At 70.0% G+C, this 18,463-nt stretch carries 17 protein-coding genes; all 17 read right to left on the bottom strand.

Annotated elements, in window-relative coordinates:
* Positions 1 to 102: 102 nt before the first annotated feature.
* The 17 genes from ACH4U7_RS32300 to ACH4U7_RS32380 all read right to left on the bottom strand — a co-directional run bounded on the left by ACH4U7_RS32300 (position 103) and on the right by ACH4U7_RS32380 (position 18,420).
* Entirely contained in the window at positions 103 to 918 is an 816-nt protein-coding gene (locus ACH4U7_RS32300; RefSeq protein WP_398531308.1) for a F0F1 ATP synthase subunit delta, read from the bottom strand.
* Positions 915 to 1,484, bottom strand: coding sequence for a F0F1 ATP synthase subunit B (locus ACH4U7_RS32305; RefSeq protein WP_398531309.1), 570 nt, complete (start codon positions 1,482 to 1,484; stop codon positions 915 to 917). The genes ACH4U7_RS32300 and ACH4U7_RS32305 overlap by 4 nt, the downstream gene beginning before the upstream one ends.
* Positions 1,485 to 1,524: 40 nt before the next feature.
* Complete coding sequence (locus tag ACH4U7_RS32310; RefSeq protein WP_351509907.1) at positions 1,525 to 1,776, bottom strand: F0F1 ATP synthase subunit C; 252 nt, start codon at positions 1,774 to 1,776, stop codon at positions 1,525 to 1,527.
* 78 nt (positions 1,777 to 1,854) lie between these two features.
* On the bottom strand, positions 1,855 to 2,724 hold the full coding sequence (gene atpB, locus ACH4U7_RS32315; RefSeq protein WP_398531343.1) for a F0F1 ATP synthase subunit A: 870 nt from the start codon (positions 2,722 to 2,724) through the stop codon (positions 1,855 to 1,857).
* A 204-nt stretch (positions 2,725 to 2,928) separates the two neighbouring features.
* Positions 2,929 to 3,384: a hypothetical protein gene (locus ACH4U7_RS32320; RefSeq protein ID WP_398531310.1), complete on the bottom strand. Its 456-nt coding sequence runs from the start codon at positions 3,382 to 3,384 to the stop codon at positions 2,929 to 2,931.
* 243 nt (positions 3,385 to 3,627) lie between these two features.
* Positions 3,628 to 4,998, bottom strand: a complete 1,371-nt coding sequence (locus ACH4U7_RS32325) for an MraY family glycosyltransferase (RefSeq protein ID WP_398531311.1) — start codon at positions 4,996 to 4,998, stop codon at positions 3,628 to 3,630.
* A gap of 141 nt (positions 4,999 to 5,139) precedes the next feature.
* Positions 5,140 to 6,471: a serine hydroxymethyltransferase gene (gene glyA / locus ACH4U7_RS32330; protein WP_398531312.1), complete on the bottom strand. Its 1,332-nt coding sequence runs from the start codon at positions 6,469 to 6,471 to the stop codon at positions 5,140 to 5,142.
* A 65-nt stretch (positions 6,472 to 6,536) separates the two neighbouring features.
* Positions 6,537 to 7,196: a protein-tyrosine-phosphatase gene (locus ACH4U7_RS32335; RefSeq protein ID WP_398531313.1), complete on the bottom strand. Its 660-nt coding sequence runs from the start codon at positions 7,194 to 7,196 to the stop codon at positions 6,537 to 6,539.
* The gene (locus ACH4U7_RS32340) at positions 7,193 to 7,840 is read right to left on the bottom strand and encodes an L-threonylcarbamoyladenylate synthase (RefSeq protein ID WP_089514209.1); all 648 of its coding nucleotides are present in this window, start codon (positions 7,838 to 7,840) and stop codon (positions 7,193 to 7,195) included. Before ACH4U7_RS32340 ends, ACH4U7_RS32335 begins: the two co-directional genes overlap by 4 nt.
* Positions 7,841 to 7,975: 135 nt before the next feature.
* The gene (prmC, locus tag ACH4U7_RS32345; RefSeq protein WP_089514210.1) at positions 7,976 to 8,821 is read right to left on the bottom strand and encodes a peptide chain release factor N(5)-glutamine methyltransferase; all 846 of its coding nucleotides are present in this window, start codon (positions 8,819 to 8,821) and stop codon (positions 7,976 to 7,978) included.
* A gap of 64 nt (positions 8,822 to 8,885) precedes the next feature.
* On the bottom strand, positions 8,886 to 9,956 hold the full coding sequence (gene prfA / locus ACH4U7_RS32350) for a peptide chain release factor 1 (RefSeq protein WP_014176385.1): 1,071 nt from the start codon (positions 9,954 to 9,956) through the stop codon (positions 8,886 to 8,888).
* 161 nt (positions 9,957 to 10,117) lie between these two features.
* A complete protein-coding gene (gene rpmE, locus ACH4U7_RS32355) occupies positions 10,118 to 10,342 on the bottom strand; it encodes a 50S ribosomal protein L31 (RefSeq protein ID WP_014176386.1) in 225 nt (74 codons plus the stop codon).
* 218 nt (positions 10,343 to 10,560) lie between these two features.
* Positions 10,561 to 11,655 (bottom strand): LCP family protein, encoded by a 1,095-nt coding sequence (locus ACH4U7_RS32360; RefSeq protein WP_398531314.1) that lies wholly within the window; start codon positions 11,653 to 11,655, stop codon positions 10,561 to 10,563.
* Positions 11,656 to 11,974: 319 nt separating this feature from the next.
* Positions 11,975 to 14,134, bottom strand: a complete 2,160-nt coding sequence (rho, locus tag ACH4U7_RS32365; RefSeq protein WP_398531315.1) for a transcription termination factor Rho — start codon at positions 14,132 to 14,134, stop codon at positions 11,975 to 11,977.
* A gap of 435 nt (positions 14,135 to 14,569) precedes the next feature.
* Positions 14,570 to 15,484: a homoserine kinase gene (thrB, locus tag ACH4U7_RS32370; protein WP_385623260.1), complete on the bottom strand. Its 915-nt coding sequence runs from the start codon at positions 15,482 to 15,484 to the stop codon at positions 14,570 to 14,572.
* A 458-nt stretch (positions 15,485 to 15,942) separates the two neighbouring features.
* A complete protein-coding gene (thrC, locus tag ACH4U7_RS32375) occupies positions 15,943 to 17,028 on the bottom strand; it encodes a threonine synthase (RefSeq protein WP_398531344.1) in 1,086 nt (361 codons plus the stop codon).
* Between the two features lie 99 nt (positions 17,029 to 17,127).
* Positions 17,128 to 18,420, bottom strand: a complete 1,293-nt coding sequence (locus ACH4U7_RS32380) for a homoserine dehydrogenase (RefSeq protein ID WP_398531345.1) — start codon at positions 18,418 to 18,420, stop codon at positions 17,128 to 17,130.
* Positions 18,421 to 18,463: the final 43 nt, after the last annotated feature.

The raw sequence follows: 18,463 nt of genomic DNA on the forward strand, positions 1-18,463 counted from the left end.
GGGTTCCCTGCTCTCCTTGTTGGGCCCGAAGTATCTGACTACGGCCCAACTCGGGCCGCTTACATGCTTGTTGAGTTGGCTTTTGAGTTGGTTCGGCCTGGGTCAGCCGGCCATCCGCCGGGCCGCCTCGCCCAGGCGGTCGGCGATGGTGCCGTCGATGATCTCGTCGCCGACGCGTACCTCGATCCCGCCGAGGACCTCGGGGTCCACGTCCAGGTTGAGGTGCACCTTGTGGCCGTACAGCTTCGCCAGAGCCGCACCGAGACGCTGCTTGTGCTGGTCACTGAGCGGCACAGCCGAAGTCACCACCGCGACCAGGCGGTCGCGGCGGGCCGCGGCGAGCCGCGAGAGGCCGTCCAGCCCCGCTTCCAGGCTACGTCCCCGTGGCTGGGTCACAAGACGCGCGACCAGCCGCTCGGTGGCCGGATTGACCCGGCCGCCCAGCAGCTCGCGCACCAGCGTGACCTTCGCCGCGGTGGTGGCGACCCGGTCGGTCAGCGCCGACCGCAGCTCGGTGGACGAGGAGATGATCCGGCCGAACCGGAACAGCTCGTCCTCCACGCCGTCGAGGGCGCCGGCCCGCTGGGCCGCCACGAGGTCGGCGGCGGACGCCAGCTCCTCGATGGAGTCCACCAGGTCGCGCGAGCGCGACCAGCGGGACCGGACCATGCCGGAGACCAGGTCGATGGCCTCGCCGCCGACCTGGCCGGACAGCAGGCGCGCGGCCAGCTCGGCCTTGGCCTCGCCGGGCTGCGCCGGGTCGGTGAGGACCCGGCGCAGCGAGACCTCGCGGTCGAGCAGCGCGGTGACGGCGGCCAGCTCGTCCGCGAGCTTCGCGGCGTCGACGGAGGTGCTGTCCGTCAGCGCGTCGAAGCGCTCGCGCGCTGCGGCCAGTGCCTCGCGGCTCGCTCCGTTCATCGGCCGGCCTCGGCCTTCGTCTCGGCCGCGGCGTCGGCCTTCGTCTCGAGCTCATCGAGGAACCGGTCGATCACGCGGCTCTGCCGGGCGACGTCCTCCAGGGACTCGCCGACGAGCTTGCCGGCCAGGTCGGTGGCGAGCTTGCCCACGTCCTGGCGCAGCGTCTGCGCCGCCTGCTTGCGGTCGGCCTCGATCTGGGCGTGGCCCGCGGCGATGATCTCCTCACGCTGCCGCTGACCCTCCGCGCGCATCTCGGCGATGAGCGCGGCGCCCTGCTCCTGCGCCTCCTGGCGCAGCCGCGCGGCCTCGTGACGAGCGTCGGCGAGCTGAGCGCGGTAGTCCTCGAGGACCTGCTGGGCCTCGGCCTTACGGGCCTCGGCCTCCTCCATGCCGCCCTCGATCGCCGCACGGCGCTCGTCCAGAACCCGGTTGATGTTCGGGAGGAGCTTCTTGGCGAAGAAGAAGAAGACGATGGCGAAGGCGATGAGGCCGATGACGAGCTCTGGGATCGGCGGGAGAAGCGGGTTCTCCGGGTCATCAGCCGCCAGGAATGTCAAGGCGTTCACATCATTGCCTTTCGTCCGTTGGACCGGTCGTTCGCAGCGGTCACTTGTACGGGTAGACGAACGGCATGACCAGACCGATCAGGGCGAGCGCCTCACAGAGCACGAAGCCGAGGATCTGGTTGGCGCGGATCAGACCGGCCGCCTCGGGCTGACGGGCCAGCGCCTGGGTGCCGTTACCGAAGATGATGCCGACGCCCACGCCGGGGCCGATGGCCGCGAGGCCGTAGCCGATCGAGCCGAGGTTGCCCTTGATCTGGACAGCGTCGGCAGCGAGGGTCTGGAGAGCGGACATGCCGTTTCTTCCTTCTCTTTCACGGACCGGTGGGGGTTGGCCACCGGACGCCTTTTAGGACGGGAACTGGCCGGTGGCTCAGTGGTGCTCGGCGAGAGCGCCCTGGATGTACGTGCAGGCCAGCAGGACGAAGACGTAGGCCTGAAGGGCCTGGATGAACAGCTCGAACATGGTCAGCAGGATGACCATCACGAACGAGACGCTCGCGTACGCGATGCCGATCCCGTTCAGCAGGTACCAGCTGGCGATCGTGAAGATCAGCAGCAGGACGTGGCCCGCGAACATGTTCGCGAAGAGCCGGACGGCGTGGGTGAACGGCCGGATGAGCAGGTTGGAGAAGGTCTCCAGGACCATCACCAGCGGCAGCACCGCGCCCAGCGACTTGTCGTAGCCGGTGATGTTCTTCCAGCCGCCGACGAAGCCGTGCTTCCTGAAGGTCAGGCTGACCCACAGGATGTAGACGATCGCGGCGAGGCCGGCCGGGAAGGCGATGATCGACGTCACCGGGAACTGGGCGAGCGGGATGACCGACCAGAGGTTCATCATCCAGATGAAGAAGAACAGCGAGACCATGAGGGGGACGTACTTGTCGCCCTCCTTCTTGCCCAGGGCCTCGTAGACGACACCGCGGCGCACGAAGTCGTAGCCCGCCTCGCCGATCATCTGCAGCTTGCCGGGGACGATCTTGGCCTTACCGAAGGCGGCCCAGAAGAAGACCACCACGACCACGGTGCCCAGCAGAGCCAGCAGGATCGGTTTGTTGAGCTCGAAGCCGCCGATGGTGGCGATCGGCTCGAACGTGAATGAGTGGAGCCCTGGGGCCGGGAAGCCGCACCCGTCGAAGATGTGGCAATCGGTCTCGAAGGCGAGTGTCTGGTCAGGACTCACCGCGAGCTCCTTCAGCGTGGCGCATGGGTACGGCAACCTCGTTGTGTCGGCGCGGCGCATGGCCACGGAACGGCACTGGACTGGTCTTGCGAATGTGGGGGCGGCTTGTCGGCACAAGTCCGGTGTGGTCGGCGGGCAGCAGCTGCATGGGCCGCCGATTCCGTCCCGTGGAATCCGGGGGTTCAGCCACCTGCGCCCGCTGTGCCTCAGATGGCACCGGACGATAGCAGGTGAGCGGACGTGCCCTTATACCGGCCCTACAGATCACGATGAGGACCCGGCGGGAGAAACCTTCTTCTCCCCCGCCGGGGTCCGTTCGTCTTCGGACTCCGGCTGCACGTAGAAGATCTTGGCCTTCATGTGCGCGCGGGTCTGCGCGGTGATCCACATCAGCGTCGCGGCGAGCAGCGAGAAGGCGAAGGCCCTGGTGTTGAACAGGGTGGTGTCCTTGAAGATGCCGAGGAACACCGCCATCAGCAGGAACTGCACGGCGTAGAGCGCGAGACCCATCATCTGGAAGATCTGCGGAAGCTTGTTGGCGGTCCGCATCAACACGATCAGGTCGATCGTCATCAGCGCGATCACCAGAATCGCCCCGACCGCGGCCCCCAACGCGCCCTTGCCACCGGCGAGTACGGCGCCGACAGCAATGGCGGCGGCGCCGACGACTGCGGTGGGCACGGCACACTGCAGGAGCGTTCGGGCGTCGTTGGACTGCATGAAGGGTTCTCCGGCAAGAGTCGGAAGCAACGGTTCGTCGTTGACGAGCGTATCCCCGGGGATCAAAGGAACCTCACGACGAAGGACAGTCGCACTACGGCCCTTCGGCTCTGGCACCGGGTTTTCGTGAACGGTATCACAAACTATTTGATGAGGTCTTTACCTGCCGGATGTGCTGCACATCACACGGGGGGGTTATGGAGCATATCTCACGTTGACGGCGATGACCGCCGAATATCCCCGCTACCGAGAGCTACGGATCTTCCTCTCCCAGCTACCGCTGGGAGTTGCCCCATGCTGGGTGAACCGGGAGCGGTCGCCGATCGCGGTGGCCCCATTGACCCCGGCCGGGATCCGGCCCACCGGCTCGGCCGCCGCATCACACCCCGGCGCTCCGGTCGACGCCTCCGGTGCGACCTCCCGCGCGGCCGCGGCGATCCGGTTCCGACGGCGGCGGTACCGAGGCGGAACGAAGCGCTCCGCCCAGTGCGGCACCCGCGGGGTGAACCGCGGCAGGAGCAGCAGGACCAGGCCCACCGCGCTCAGCCCCACGATCGAGAGCACGAACCACATGCTGACCGAGTTCACCGAGTACGCCACGGCGCCGAACGCGATCAGCGCCGACCAGAAGTACATGATCAGCACCGCGCGGCTGTGCGAGTGGCCGATCTCCAGCAGCCGGTGGTGCAGATGGCCGCGGTCCGCGGCGAACGGCGACTGGCCGCGCCAGGTGCGGCGGACGATGGCCAGCACCAGATCGGCGAACGGCACCGCGATCACGGTCAGCGGCAGCAGCAGCGGAATGTAGACCGGGACGGTGGCGTGCACCGCGGCGGTCTCGGAGCCGGCGAACAGCTTCATCGCGTCCGGGTCCACCTGACCGGTGATCGAGATCGCGCCGGCCGCCAGCACCAGACCGATGAGCATCGAGCCGGAGTCGCCCATGAAGATCCGGGCGGGGTGGATGTTGTGCGGCAGAAAGCCCAGGCACATCCCCATCAGAATGGCGGCGAACAGGGTCGCGGGGGCGGCCGCCTCCAGGCCGTAGCCGTACCAGATGCGGTACGCGTACATGAAGAACGCCGCGGCCGCGATGCACACCATGCCCGAGGCCAGACCGTCCAGGCCGTCCACGAAGTTCACCGCGTTGATGGTGATCACCACGAGCGCGACCGTGAGCAGGGTGCCCTGCCAGGGGGTCAGCGAGACCGGGCCCACCCCGGGCACCGGCAGCCACAGGATGGTGAGGCCCTGAAGCACCATCACGCCCGCGGCGATCATCTGGCCGCCCAGCTTGATCAGCGCGTCCACGCCCCACTTGTCGTCCAGCACACCCAGCAGCCAGATCAGCCCGGCCCCGGACAGCAGCGCACGCGGCTCGTTGGACAGCTCGAAAACGCCCTTGAGGTTTGTGAGATGAGCGGCGACCAGCAACCCCGCGCACAGCCCGCCGAACATCGCGATACCGCCGAGCCGCGGGGTGGGCTCGCGGTGCACATCGCGCGCGCGGATCTCCGGCATCGCGCCCGCCACGATGGCGAACTTCCGAACCGGCCCGGTCAGCAGATAGGTGACCGCGGCCGTGATGCACAGAGTCAGCAGATATTCACGCACAGACTGCCCCACAGATGTCGCTGGCCATCTCAGCAACACACACTAGCCCCCTCCGACCAGTGAGACGGGCCATGGACGAGGACGTTGTCCGTCCTTGAGTCGGTTCCGCCCATTCCGGCTCCGCAATCTCAGTCGGAGTAATCAGTCGGAGTAAGGGGCGAACGCCGTCGCCAACTCCCTGACCTCGGCCCGCAGTTCCCGCAGCCGCTGCGAGGTCTCCTTCTCCCGCAGCGCCACCATGAGCAGCTGGCCGATGCGCGCCATCTCGTCCGTCCCCATCCCCTGGGTGGTCACCGCCGCGGTGCCCAGCCGGATGCCCTTGACGCAGCCGCCCGGCGCGGTCGCGGACGCCACCGCGCAGCTGTCCAGCACGATGCCCGCCGCCGCGCAGCGGGCCCGGGCGGCGGGGCCGTCCAGGCCCAGGGGGGCGGGGTCGGCGGTGATCAGATGGGTGTCGGTACCGCCGGTGATCACCGGGAGGCCCTCGGCGGCCAGGGCGTCGACCAGCGCATGGGCGTTGGCGACGACCCGGTGGGCGTACGCGGTGAACGCGGGCTGCGCGGCCTCGGCGAACGCGACAGCCTTGGCGGCGACGGTGTGCATCTGCGCGCCACCCTGCGAAAACGGGAAGACCGCGCGGTCGACCCGCTCGGCGAGGTCCGCACCGCACAGCACCATCCCGCCGCGGGGCCCGCGCAGCACCTTGTGCGTGGTCGCGCACACCACATCGGCGTACGGCACCGGATTGGGCGCCGCCTTCCCGGCCACCAGGCCGATGGGGTGGGCGGCGTCCGCGATCAGATACGCGCCGGCCTCGTCGGCGATCTCCCGGAACGCCGCGTAGTCCAGGTGGCGGGGGTAGGAGATCGAACCGCAGACAATCGCCTTGGGGCGGTGGGCCAGCGCCAGGTCGCGGAGCTGGTCGTAGTCGATCAGTCCGGTGTGCGGGTCGACGCCGTAGCCGATGAAGTCGAACCAGCGGCCGGAGAAGTTGGCCGGGGAGCCATGGGTGAGATGTCCGCCGTGCGCCAGCGCCATCGCCATCACCGTGTCGCCGGGCCGCAGCAGCGCGGCGTACGCGGCGAGCACCGCGGAGGAGCCCGAGTGCGGCTGCACATTGGCGTGCTCCGCGCTGAACAGGGCCTTCGCCCGGTCCATGGCGATCCGCTCGGCGACGTCGACCAGCTCGCATCCGCCGTGGAAGCGGGCGCCCGGGTAGCCCTCGGCGTACTTGTTGGCCAGCGGCGAGGCCAGGGCGGTGAGCACGGCCCGGGAGGTGAAGTTCTCCGCGGCGATCAGCTGCAGCCCGCCCCTGACGCGGTCCAGCTCACCCAGGACGATCCCGGCGATATCGGGGTCCTGCCGGCGCAGCGCGTCGAAGTCGGGTTCCCAGGCGGCAGCCGTACGGACCACACCGGCCTGACCGGTCTGCCCGGCCTGGTTGCCGCGCGGGGGCGCGGGGGTAGCGGCCATCGCTAGCTCACGACCTCAGGTAGTGCCCAATGTCCTCCCAATGTAGGCCCGGGCCCCGCCCGGGGCTACGCGGGAGCGGGCACCCCCGTCATGGCCGTCACCACGGGCTCCAGGGCCTCGTGGATCTCGTCGCCGATGGAGCGGAAGAAGGTGATCGGCGCACCGTACGGGTCGTGCACCTCGTCCGCCTCCTCGGTCGGCGCCAGCAGCCAGCCGCGCAGCGCGGCGGCCGCCTGGACCAGGGCGCGGGCCCGGTCGACCACGCCGCCCGCCTCTTCCGGGTCGGGCAGCGTCGCCGGGTCTATGGCCCGTACCAGCCGGGTGAACTCCTTGAGCGTGAAGGTGCGCAGCCCCGCCGAATGCCCCATGGAGATGACCTGGGCGCGGTGGTCGCGGGTGGCGGTGAGGACGAGGTCGGCGCGGATGACGTGCTCGTCGAGCAGTTCACGGCCGAGGAAGCCGGCCGGGTCGGCGCCGAAGTCGGTCAGGACGGTGGCGGCGTGCGCCTCCATGGGCGCGCCCTCGTGGCCCCAGGTCCCGGCGCTCTCCACGATCAGCCCGCTGGTGCGCTCGCTGCCCAGACGGTGCGCGAGGGCATGCCGGGTCAGCCGCTCGGTGATCGGCGAGCGGCAGACGTTGCCGGTGCTGACGTGGAGGATGCGGAAGCTGTGTTCGGCACTGTGGTGACGGTGTTCCGCTATGCCACGCCCCTCAGGGGCTGTCAATTGGCCACCTCGAGGTCGGGTACGACCTCCCGCAGCTGCTCGGCGCTCAGGGCGCCCGCGCGCAGCAGGACCGGCACCTTACTGGTCACATCGACGATGGAGGACGGAACGGCGGCGGGGGTCGGCCCGCCGTCGAGATAGACCGAGACCGAGTCGCCGAGCATGTCCTGGGCCGCGTCGCAGTCCTGCGGGGAGGGGTGGCCGGTGAGGTTGGCGCTGGAGACCGCCATCGGGCCGAAGTCGTTCAGCAGCTCGATCGCGACCGGGTGCAGCGGCATCCGGACCGCGACGGTGCCGCGGGTCTCCCCCAGGTCCCAGGTGAGCGATGGCTGGTGCCGGGCGACCAGGGTGAGCGCGCCCGGCCAGAAGGCGTCCACGAGCTCCCACGCCTGCTCGGACAGGTCGGTGACCAGGCCGTGCAGGGTGTTCGGGGAGCCGACGAGGACGGGGGTCGGCATATTGCGGCCGCGGCCCTTGGCCTCCAGCAGATCGCCGACGGCCTCGGCGTTGAAGGCGTCCGCACCGATGCCGTAGACGGTGTCGGTGGGCAGCACGACCAGCTCGCCGCGGCGGACGGCGGACGCGGCCTCACGCAGGCCGGTCTTGCGGTCGGTCGGGTCGCCGCAGTCGTATCGCCGTGCCATCATTTCTCCTTCGCTGGATATCCGGCAGTGCGGTGCGTCACCGGATCGCTACTTTCCGCCCACAGGGCCCGTCCGCCGGGGTCGCGCCATGCGCCGAGGTCACGCCATCCGCCGAGGTCACGCCATCCGCCCGCGTCATGGCATGGCCTTCCGCGCCGTGGCGAACCGGGGCCGCTTGTTCAGGTCGGGGTGGTCGGCGGCGTCCGCCCAGCCACGCTCCTCGGTGAAGATCCACGGCACCTGGCCGCCCTGGGTGTCGGCGTGCTCGATGACCACGACCCCCCCGTGGCGCAGCAGCCGGTGGGCGGTGCGCTCCAGGCCGCGGATCACATCGAGGCCGTCCTCGCCGGAGAACAGCGCCAGCTGCGGGTCGTGGTCGCGGGCCTCGGGCGCGACGTACTCCCACTCGGTCAGCGGGATGTACGGCGGGTTGCTGATCACCAGGTCCACCTGTCCGTCGAGCTCGGGCAGGGCCGTCAGCGCGTCCCCCTGGTGGAGAACGACGCGGGACCCCTCGACGTTCTTACGGGCCCACCGCAGGGCGCCCTCGTCCAGCTCCACGGCGTGCACCCGAGACCGCGGCACCTCCTGGGCCAGCGCGAGGGCGATCGCCCCGGAGCCCGAGCACAGGTCGACGATCAGCGGTTCGACGACGTCCATGGCACGTACCGCGTCTATGGCCCAGCCGACGACCGACTCGGTCTCCGGGCGGGGCACGAAGACGCCGGGGCCGACCTGGAGCTCCAGATAGCGGAAGAAGGCGCGCCCGGTGATGTGCTGCAGGGGCTCGCGGGCCTCCCGGCGGGCTACGGCCTCCCAGTAGCGGGCGTCGAAGTCGGCGTCGGCGACGCCGTGCAGCTCACCCCGCTTGACGCCGTGCACAAAGGCGGCCAGCTCCTCCGCGTCGAAGCGCGGAGACGGCACGCCGGCGTCGGCCAGCCGCTGGGTGGCCTGCGCCACCTCGGCGAGCAGCACATTCACTGAATTCCTCCAGCCGGTCCGGACAAAGGCTAAGGCTACGGGCCTTCCCTTTGGGGGTGTGGCCCTACTGCGCGGCCGCGAGCTTTGCGGCGGCGTCGGCGTCGACGCACGCCTGGATGACCGGATCGAGTTCGCCGTCGAGCACCTGGTCCAAGTTGTACGCCTTGAAGCCGACCCGGTGGTCCGAGATCCGGTTTTCCGGAAAGTTGTAGGTGCGGATGCGTTCGGACCGGTCCACCGTGCGGACCTGGCTGCGCCGCGCGTCCGACGCCTCCCGCTCCGCCTCCTCCTGGGCCGCGGCCAGCAGCCGCGAGCGCAGGATGCGCAGCGCCTGCTCCTTGTTCTGGAGCTGGCTCTTCTCGTTCTGGCAGGAGACCACGATGCCGGTGGGCAGATGGGTGATGCGCACCGCGGAGTCGGTGGTGTTGACCGACTGGCCGCCGGGGCCCGAGGAGCGGTAGACGTCGATCCGCAGGTCGTTCTGGCTGATCTCGACCTCGACCTCCTCGGCCTCCGGGGTGACCAGCACACCGGCGGCGGAGGTGTGGATACGGCCCTGCGACTCGGTGGCGGGCACCCGCTGTACGCGGTGCACCCCGCCCTCGTACTTCAGCCGGGCCCACACCCCCTGGCCGGGCTCCGCGTTGCTCTTGGCCTTCACCGCGACCTGGACGTCCTTGTAGCCGCCGAGGTCGGACTCGTTGGCGTCGATGATCTCGGTCTTCCAGCCGACGCGCTCGGCGTAGCGCAGATACATCCGCAGCAGATCGCCCGCGAACAGCGCGGACTCCTCGCCGCCCTCGCCGGCCTTGACCTCGAGGATCACGTCCTTGTCGTCGCTGGGGTCGCGCGGGACCAGCAGCAGCCGCAGCCGGTCGGTCAGCTCCTCGCGCCGCGCCTCCAGCTCCTTGACCTCATCGGCGAAGTCCGCGTCGAGCTGGGCCAGCTCGCGCGCGGTCTCGATGTCTTCCCCGGTCTGCTTCCAGGAGCGGTACGTGCCGACGATCGGGGTCAGCTCGGCGTAGCGCTTGCCCAGCCGCGTCGCCTCGCGCTGGTCGGCGTGGACCGCGGGGTCGGCGAGCCGCTTCTCGAGGTCGGCGTGTTCGCCGATCAGTTCCTCGACCGCCTCGAACATCAAGGGCTCCTGGTTGCGTGGAATGGGCTGCATGGGGGTGGGGTGCCGTAAGGCCATGACGACCGGCCGTATGACAGGCCGTGACGAGAAGCCGTGACGACAAAACGCCGGTCCGGCCGCCCCAGGGAAGGGGCGACCTGAGACCGGCGCCGTGCGGGTCGCTACTTCTTGGCGGACCCGGCGTTCTTGCCGAAGCGGGCCTCGAACCGCGCCACGCGGCCACCGGTGTCGAGGATCTTCTGCTTGCCCGTGTAGAACGGGTGGCACTCGGAGCAGATGTCGGCACGGATGGTGCCGCCCGCCACGGTGCTACGGGTCGTGAAGGAGGCGCCGCAGGTGCAGCTGACCTGCGTCTCGACGTACTCCGGGTGAATGTCGCGCTTCAAGGGATTCTCCTAGGTTCGGGAGGGCACCGGGTCGACAGGCGGGTTGCCTGACGTGAACCGGGGCCGACGAACCAGTCTGCCAGGACTGGCCGCATCCCCCAAAACCGGGGGTAGGGCCCAGATATTCCCAGGGCTGGGACGAGGGGCAAAGGGCCCGTATGCGGGTGTCAGGGATATGTGGGTGTCAGGGATATGTGGGTGTCAGGGATATGTGGGTGTCAGGGATTCTGGACGACCTTGCCGGCGTCGCCGGTCGCGTCCCCCGCCGAGCCCTTGGTCGCGGACGCCGGAATCGGCTTGTCCCAGCGCAGCGCCCGCCAGACCTGCCGGGCCTTGGTGTCGATCGGCAGTACGCGGTTGGGGTCGTTCGGGTCGTACTGCACGGGCAGCGTCACCATGTGCATGTCCTTGGAGTCGATGCCCTTCAGATCCTCGGCGAAGCCGCGCAGCTTGTTGACGGAGGCCAGCTCGGAGTCGGTGGTCAGCGCCTTGGTGGAGGTGTCGGCGAGGTCGTAGAGCTTCTTCGGGCTGCTGAACAGGTCCACGGACTTGATCTGGTCGAGCAGCGCCTTGATGAACGCCTGCTGGAGCTTGATCCGGCCGAGGTCGCTGCCGTCGCCGACGGCGTGCCGGGTGCGCACCAGGCCGAGGGACTGCTCGCCGTTGAGGGTGTGCTGCCCGGGCTCCAGGTCGAGGTGGCTCTTGGCGTCGTGGATCGGCTGGGTGGTGGTGATGTCCACGCCGCCGAGCTGGTCTATGAGGTGCTTGAAGCCGGAGAAGTCGACCTCGAGGTAGTGGTCCATGCGGATGCCGGTCATCGACTCGACGGTCTTGACGGCGCAGGCCGGGCCGCCGACCTCGTACGCGGAGTTGAACATCGCAAGACGCTGCGCGGGGACCGTCTCGCCGCCCTTGGTGCAGACGGGGCGGCGGATCAGGGTGTCGCGCGGGATGCTGACGACGCTGGCCTTCTTACGGCCCTTGTAGACGTGCACGACCATCGCGGTGTCGGAGCGGGAGGTGCCTTCGTCGGTGCCGTACTTGGCGTTCTGGCCGGCGCGCGAGTCGGAGCCGAGGACCAATATGTCCATGGAGCCGTTGTCGACGTTCTTGGGGCGGTCGGAGCCGAGGGCACCGTTGATGTTGACGCTGGTGATATTGCCGTTCAGCTTGTAGTACACATAGCCGGCACCCGCACCGCCCAGGACCAGCACGGTCGCCAGCGTCCACACCGTGCCCATCAGCGCCTTGCGGCGTCCGCTGCGGGGCGCCGAGGCCGAATTCCGCGGTGTGTGCTTCCTGTGATCAGCCATGCCCTCTTCAGTCCTCGCTGTCCGGTTACCCCCACCATCACGGTTCGGCGTGGTCTCGCCGTGATTCGACCTGACAGACGACAGGTCGTCCGCCAGGGTTGCATATGGAGGTCTCCCGTTCCGGAACCGAGCGCGGCACCCGCACCTCGCTCCGGCCTGCCGGGCTCGCGCCGCTGACCTGGGGTTTCGTCGCGTACGACGGAGATCGCGCAGGTCGGCGGGGGTGGCGGCCGATGTGGCCCAGATCTCATCCACATATGACGAGGGCCTTCCCGCCGTGGCGGAAAGGCCCTCGTCTTGTTGTCAGAAGCGCCGCTGATCAGTCGCCGTTGCCCGGGGTGGGCGTGGTCTTGGCGATCTGCATCAGGAACTCGGCGTTCGACTTCGTCTGCTTCATCTTGTCCAGAAGCAGCTCGATCGCCTGCTGCGAGTCGAGCGCGTGCAGCACCCGGCGCAGCTTCCAGACGATGTTCAGCTCCTCCGGCGCGAGAAGGATCTCCTCCTTGCGGGTGCTGGAGGCGTCGACGTCGACGGCCGGGAAGATGCGCTTGTCGGCGAGCTTCCGGTCGAGCCTGAGCTCCATGTTGCCGGTGCCCTTGAACTCCTCGAAGATCACCTCGTCCATCCGCGATCCGGTCTCGACCAGCGCGGTGGCCAGGATGGTCAGCGAGCCGCCGTCCTCGATGTTGCGCGCGGCGCCGAAGAACTTCTTCGGCGGGTAGAGCGCGGTCGAGTCGACACCACCGGACAGAATGCGGCCGGAGGCGGGCGCCGCGAGGTTGTACGCGCGGCCCAGGCGGGTGATCGAGTCCAGCAGGACGACCACGTCATGACCCAGCTCGACCAGGCGCTTGGCCCGCTCGATCGCCAGCTCGGCGACGGTGGTGTGGTCCTCGGCCGGGCGGTCGAAGGTCGAGGAGATGACCTCGCCCTTGACCGACCGCTGCATATCGGTGACCTCTTCCGGCCGCTCGTCGACGAGGACGACCATCAGATGGCACTCGGGGCTGTTGCGGGTGATCGCGTTGGCGATCGCCTGCATGATCATGGTCTTACCGGTCTTCGGCGGGGCCACGATCAGACCGCGCTGACCCTTACCGATCGGCGCGACCAGGTCGATGATGCGGGTCGTCAGCCCGCCCGCCTCGGTCTCCAGACGCAGACGGTCCTGCGGGTAGAGCGGGGTCAGCTTGCCGAACTCCGGCCGCCCGCGGCCGGTTTCGGGCGCCATGCCGTTGACCGAGTCGAGGCGGACCAGCGCGTTGAACTTCTCGCGGCGCTCGCCCTCACGCGGCTGGCGGACCGCGCCGGTGACGTGGTCGCCCTTGCGCAGGCCGTTCTTGCGGACCTGGGCGAGCGAGACGTACACATCGTTCGGGCCCGGCAGATAGCCGGAGGTCCGGATGAACGCGTAGTTGTCGAGGATGTCGAGGATGCCCGCAACCGGGATCAGCACGTCGTCCTCGGACACCTGCGGCTCGTTGCCGAAGTCGTCACGGCCACGGCGGCCACGGCGGTCGCGGTAGCGGCCGCGGCGCCCGCGGCGCCCGCCGTCGAAGTCGTCGTCGGCCTCATCGGCACGCTGCTGGCCCTGGCCACGGCTGTCGCGCTGCTGACGGCCGCCGCCCTGTGCGGCGCCGTCCTCACCCTTGCCGCCGCGGCGGTCACGGCTGTCACGACCGTCGCGGCCCTCGCGGCCGTCCCGCTCGCGCTGGCCGCCGCGCTCCCGGCGGTCGCCCTTCTGGGCGCGCTCGGCGCGCTCGGCCCGGTCCTGGCCCTTGGCGCCCTTGCCCTCGGCGGTGTCAACAGCGGCCTCGGCCTTGGCGTCGGCCCGGGAATCGGTTTTGGCGGCCTCGGCCTTGGTCTCCGTCTTGGTCTCGACGGCGGTGGCGGTGGCAGTGCTGTCGGTGGTGGTGGCGGTGACCGGCGCGGTGGCCCGCCGGCGGCGGCGCCCGTCGGCCGGCTGCTCGTCGGCGGCGGGCTCGCCCGGCTGGCCCGGGATCTCGATCTGCTGCTGAGCGGTGGCCTTCTCCGCCTTCGCGGCCGCTTCGTCCTTGGCGCCGGCGGCCTTGGTGGCCGCCGTCTTGGCCGCGGTCGGCTCGCTGTCCTCGCCCGTACGGGCCTTGGAGGTGGTACGGCGCTTGGGCTTTGTCACCCCCTCCGCGGCGGCGGGGGCGGCCTCGGCGGACTTGGCGGAGGCGCCGGAGCCGGAGGCCTGCTTCTCCTTGATGACCTCGATCAGCTGGCTCTTGCGCATCCGCGCGGTGCCCCTGATGCCGAGGCTCGAGGCGAGCTGCTGCAGCTCGGCCAGGACCATGGCGTCGAGGCCGGTGCCCGAGCGGCGTCGCCGCGGGGCAGTGCCAGTGGCAGCACCGGTGGCAGGCGCGGCGGGAGCGTCCGTGGCGGGCGCGGCATTGCCGACACCGCTGTCGGAGGTGCCGGAGGCGTTCACGCCCATCAGATCGGTGGTGTCGCTCACGAAGGGTCCTTCCCTGGAGCGGGCGTCGGCCTGTCTGGCTCGGCGACCGGTTGTGCTGTCCGGCTGTGTCCTTCTCGTGCGGACCGGCCGGGGCGGTGGTCCGCCAGGTATGGCGGAGAGATCAATTCATTGGTTCCGACGCGACGGAGGCTTCGCCTGGATCCATCACGCCATTCCGGAGCTCCGGAGCGTGCTCGGAACTGCTCAGGCAGGCTGCTCAGGCAGTTTGGGAGGCTCCCGGAAGAAGGGTGGTCCCGGATGGGGACACTGAGCACTGCGCCTCCCCGCCCGGCGATCACTCCGAGCATGAGGCATCAAGTGCAGACTTGAGGTTAACACTACCGGATCCAACAAACATTCCCCCTCTCCAAGACCGGCTATCAAGTTTTTCGGGACTCCCAAGGCCCGCCTGGGCCGCATCGGGCGTCCGCGGTGTCAGGTGAGCGGCAGGACGCTCGCCCCCCCGGCGTCGAGAGCCAGCCGGTTGGCCGCCCACCCCTCGCCCGCCAGCCGTGCGACCTTGTCGGCCGCACCGTCTTCGACCAGCGCGAGCACCGTGGGGCCCGCGCCCGAGATGACCGCGGGGACGCCGTCCGCCCGCAGTCGGTTCACCAGCGCCACGCTCTCGGGCATCGCCGGCGCGCGGTACTCCTGGTGCAGCCGGTCCTCCGTCGCCGCGAGCAGCAGCTCGGGGCGCCTGGTCAACGCCTCCACCAGCAGCGCGGCGCGCCCCGCGTTCACCGCGGCGTCCACATGCGGGACGTTGCGCGGCAGCAGCCCCCGGGCGGTGGCCGTGAGCACCGGCCGGCCGGGCACGAAGACCACCGGAACGATGGAATCGGAAGGGTCCATTCTGATCGCCCGGGCCGCTCCCGCGTCCGTCCAGGCGAGGGTGAAACCGCCGAGCAGACAGGCGGCGACATTGTCGGGGTGGCCCTCGATCTCGGTGGCCAGCTCCAGCAGCGCCGCGTCGTCGAGCCGCTCGGCGCCGCCTATGGTCACCGCGCGGGCGGCCACTATCCCGGCGCAGATGGCGGCCGAGGAGGAGCCCAGACCCCGCCCGTGCGGAATCCGGTTGGCGCAGACGACCTCGAGGCCGCGCGGCTGTCCGCCCAGCAGGTCGAAGGCGGTGCGCAGGGAGCGTACGAGCAGATGGTCCTCGTCGCGCGGCAGCGTCTCGGCGCCCTCACCCGCGATGTCGATGTGCAGACCGGAGTCGGCGACCCGGACCACCACGTCGTCGTACAGCCCCAGGGCCAGGCCGAGGGCGTCGAAGCCGGGACCGAGGTTGGCGCTTGTGGCGGGCACGCGCACTCGGACGGCGGCGGCGCGGAACGCTGGACCGGCCATCGCTCGATGACTCTCCTTGTGTGACTGGGATTGCTGTGTGACTGGGATCGCTCGAAGAGGTACGGAACACCGCGGGGGCCGTGCCGGGAAGTACGGCAACGCCGTGCAGAGGCAGCTGCTCTGCGTCGGGGCGGATTCAGTACAGCCTATCGAAGGAAGGTTCTGTGGCGACATAGGGCGCACGGGAGGCGCACGGTGCGTGTCGCGCTCCCTCTCGTCGTCCGCGCCCACTCTACTTGAGCGTTCCGCGCGCCCTCCTTGCTCCTGGGCTTCTCCGCCCGCACTCTAGTGGATCTTGAGCCGCGGCGCCGGGCAACGGCCCGGGGGCGTACCCCCGGCGCCGCCCGGCGCCGCGTGAACGAGGGCTGGTGGGGCTGGAAATCAGGCCGACCGGAACTCGGACGGGCGGAGACCGGACGGGCCGGAATCACCAGACCGGAACCGGATCGACCCGAAAACTAGGCCAGCCCGAGCCGCTCGGCGGCCGTGTCCGCGTCCACCGGCACCGTGACCGGCTGCGGCGCGCCCGCCACCGCCCAGTCCGGGTCCTTGAGGCCGTTTCCGGTCACCGTGCACACGATGCGCTGGCCGGGGTCGACCAGACCCTGCTCGGCCGCCTTGAGCAGACCCGCGACACTCGCCGCGGAGGCCGGCTCGACGAAAACGCCCTCCTGGGAGGCGAGCAGCCGGTAGGCGGCGAGGATTTGACGGTCGGTCACCTCGTCGATGAGGCCGCCGGACTCGTCGCGCGCCTGCTCGGCGAAGGCCCAGGAGGCGGGGTTGCCGATGCGGATCGCGGTGGCGATGGTGCTCGGGTTCCTGACCGGCTCACCGCGCACGATGGGCGCCGCGCCGGAGGCCTGGAACCCCCACATCCGGGGCGTACGGGAGGCGGGCGCGCCGAGCGGGCCGTCCGTCGCGTACTCCTTGTAGCCCTTCCAGTAGGCCGTGATGTTGCCCGCGTTGCCGACCGGCAGCACATGGATGTCGGGCGCGTCGCCGAGCATGTCGACGATCTCGAACGACGCGGTCTTCTGCCCTTCGATACGGGCCGGGTTGACCGAATTGACCAGCGCCACCGGGTACTTCTCGGACAGCCCGCGGGCCAGCTCCAGGCAGTCGTCGAAGTTGCCGTCGACCTGGAGGATCTTGGAGCCGTGGACCAGGGCCTGGCCCATCTTGCCCAGCGCGATCTTGCCCTGCGGGACGAGGACGGCGCAGACCATTCCGGCCCGTACCGCGTAGGCGGCCGCGGAAGCCGAGGTGTTGCCGGTGGAGGCGCAGATGACGGCCTGGGCGCCGGCCTCCTTGGCCATGCTGATGGCCATGGTCATGCCGCGGTCCTTGAACGACCCGGTGGGGTTGGCGCCCTCGACCTTGAGGTGCACGTCGCAGCCGGTGCGCTCGGAGAGCACCTGGGCGGGGACCAGCGGGGTGCCGCCCTCGCGCAGGGTGACGACGGGGGTCGTCTCGCTGACCGGCAGCCGGTCGCGGTACTCCTCGATGATGCCCCGCCAGCCCTGCCAGCGGCGGGTGCCGGACATCGCGGGCCCGGCGTCAGCGATTGTGTTCATGATCTTCCTTTACTCCCCTGCTCACCCTCATACTCGCCCTCACTCGCCCTCACTCGCCCTCACTCGCCCTCACTCGCCCTCGACCCGCATGATGCTGGCGACATCACGGACGGTGTCCAGCCTGCGCAGCGCCTCGACGGTGGCCGTCAGGGCCGCGTCGCTCGCCCGGTGGGTGACCACGACGAGGGACGCCTCGCCGTCCTTCCCCTGCTGGCGGACCGTATCGATGGATACGCCATGCTCGGAGAAGACCGTGGCGACCTGAGCAAGAACTCCCGGTTTATCGGCGACGTCCAGACTGATGTGATAGCGCGTGATCACATCGCCCATGGGGCTCACGGGCAGCCGGGTGTACGCGGACTCGCCCGGTCCGGTGGTCTGGCCGAGCCGGTTACGGCAGGCGGCGACCAGGTCGCCGAGGACCGCCGAGGCGGTCGGCGAACCGCCGGCCCCGGGCCCGTAGAACATCAGCCGGCCGGCCGCCTCGGCCTCGACGAAGACCGCGTTGTACGCCTCGCGGACGGAGGCGAGCGGATGGCTCAGCGGGATCATCGCCGGGTGCACCCGGGCGGTGACCGACTGCCCGTCCTCGGCGCGCTCGCAGATCGCCAGCAGCTTGACCGTACAGCCCATGCGCTTGGCGGAGGCGATATCGGAGGCGGTGACCTCGGTGATGCCCTCGCGGTGCACATCGTCGAGGGTGACGCGGGTGTGGAAGGCGATCCCGGCCAGGATCGCGGCCTTCGCGGCGGCGTCGAAGCCCTCCACGTCGGCGGTCGGGTCGGCCTCCGCGTACCCGAGGGCGGTGGCCTCGTCCAGCGCCTCGCTGTAGCCGGCGCCGCTGGTGTCCATCCGGTCGAGGATGAAGTTGGTGGTGCCGTTGACGATGCCGAGCACCCGGTTGACCTTGTCCCCGGCCAGGGATTCGCGCAGCGGCCGCACCAGCGGGATCGCGCCCGCGACCGCGGCCTCGTAGTACAGGTCGACGCCGCGCTCGAGCGCGGCCGCGTGCAGGGCCGCGCCGTCCTGCGCGACCAGCGCCTTGTTCGCCGACACCACGCTGGCGCCGTGCTCGAAAGCGGTGGTGATGAGGGTGCGGGCGGGTTCGATGCCGCCAATAACCTCAACAACAACGTCGATGTCGCCGCGTTTGACCAGGGCGGTCGCGTCGGTGGTCACCAGCTCGGCCGGGACGCCCTCGCGCACCCGGTTGGGGCGGCGCACGGCGATCCCGGCCAGTTCGACCGGGGCGCCGATGCGCGCCGTGAGGTCCGCCGCGTGCGTCGTCATGATGCGCGCCACCTCTGAGCCGACCACTCCACAGCCCAGCAGCGCCACTTTCAGCGGACGCGTACGCATCATCCGACCTCGCTTCTCATCCATCTAAGTAGTGCACCAGTCTCAC

Source organism: Streptomyces sp. NPDC020845 (assembly GCF_044334165.1).
In the GTDB taxonomy this organism is placed as follows: domain Bacteria; phylum Actinomycetota; class Actinomycetes; order Streptomycetales; family Streptomycetaceae; genus Streptomyces.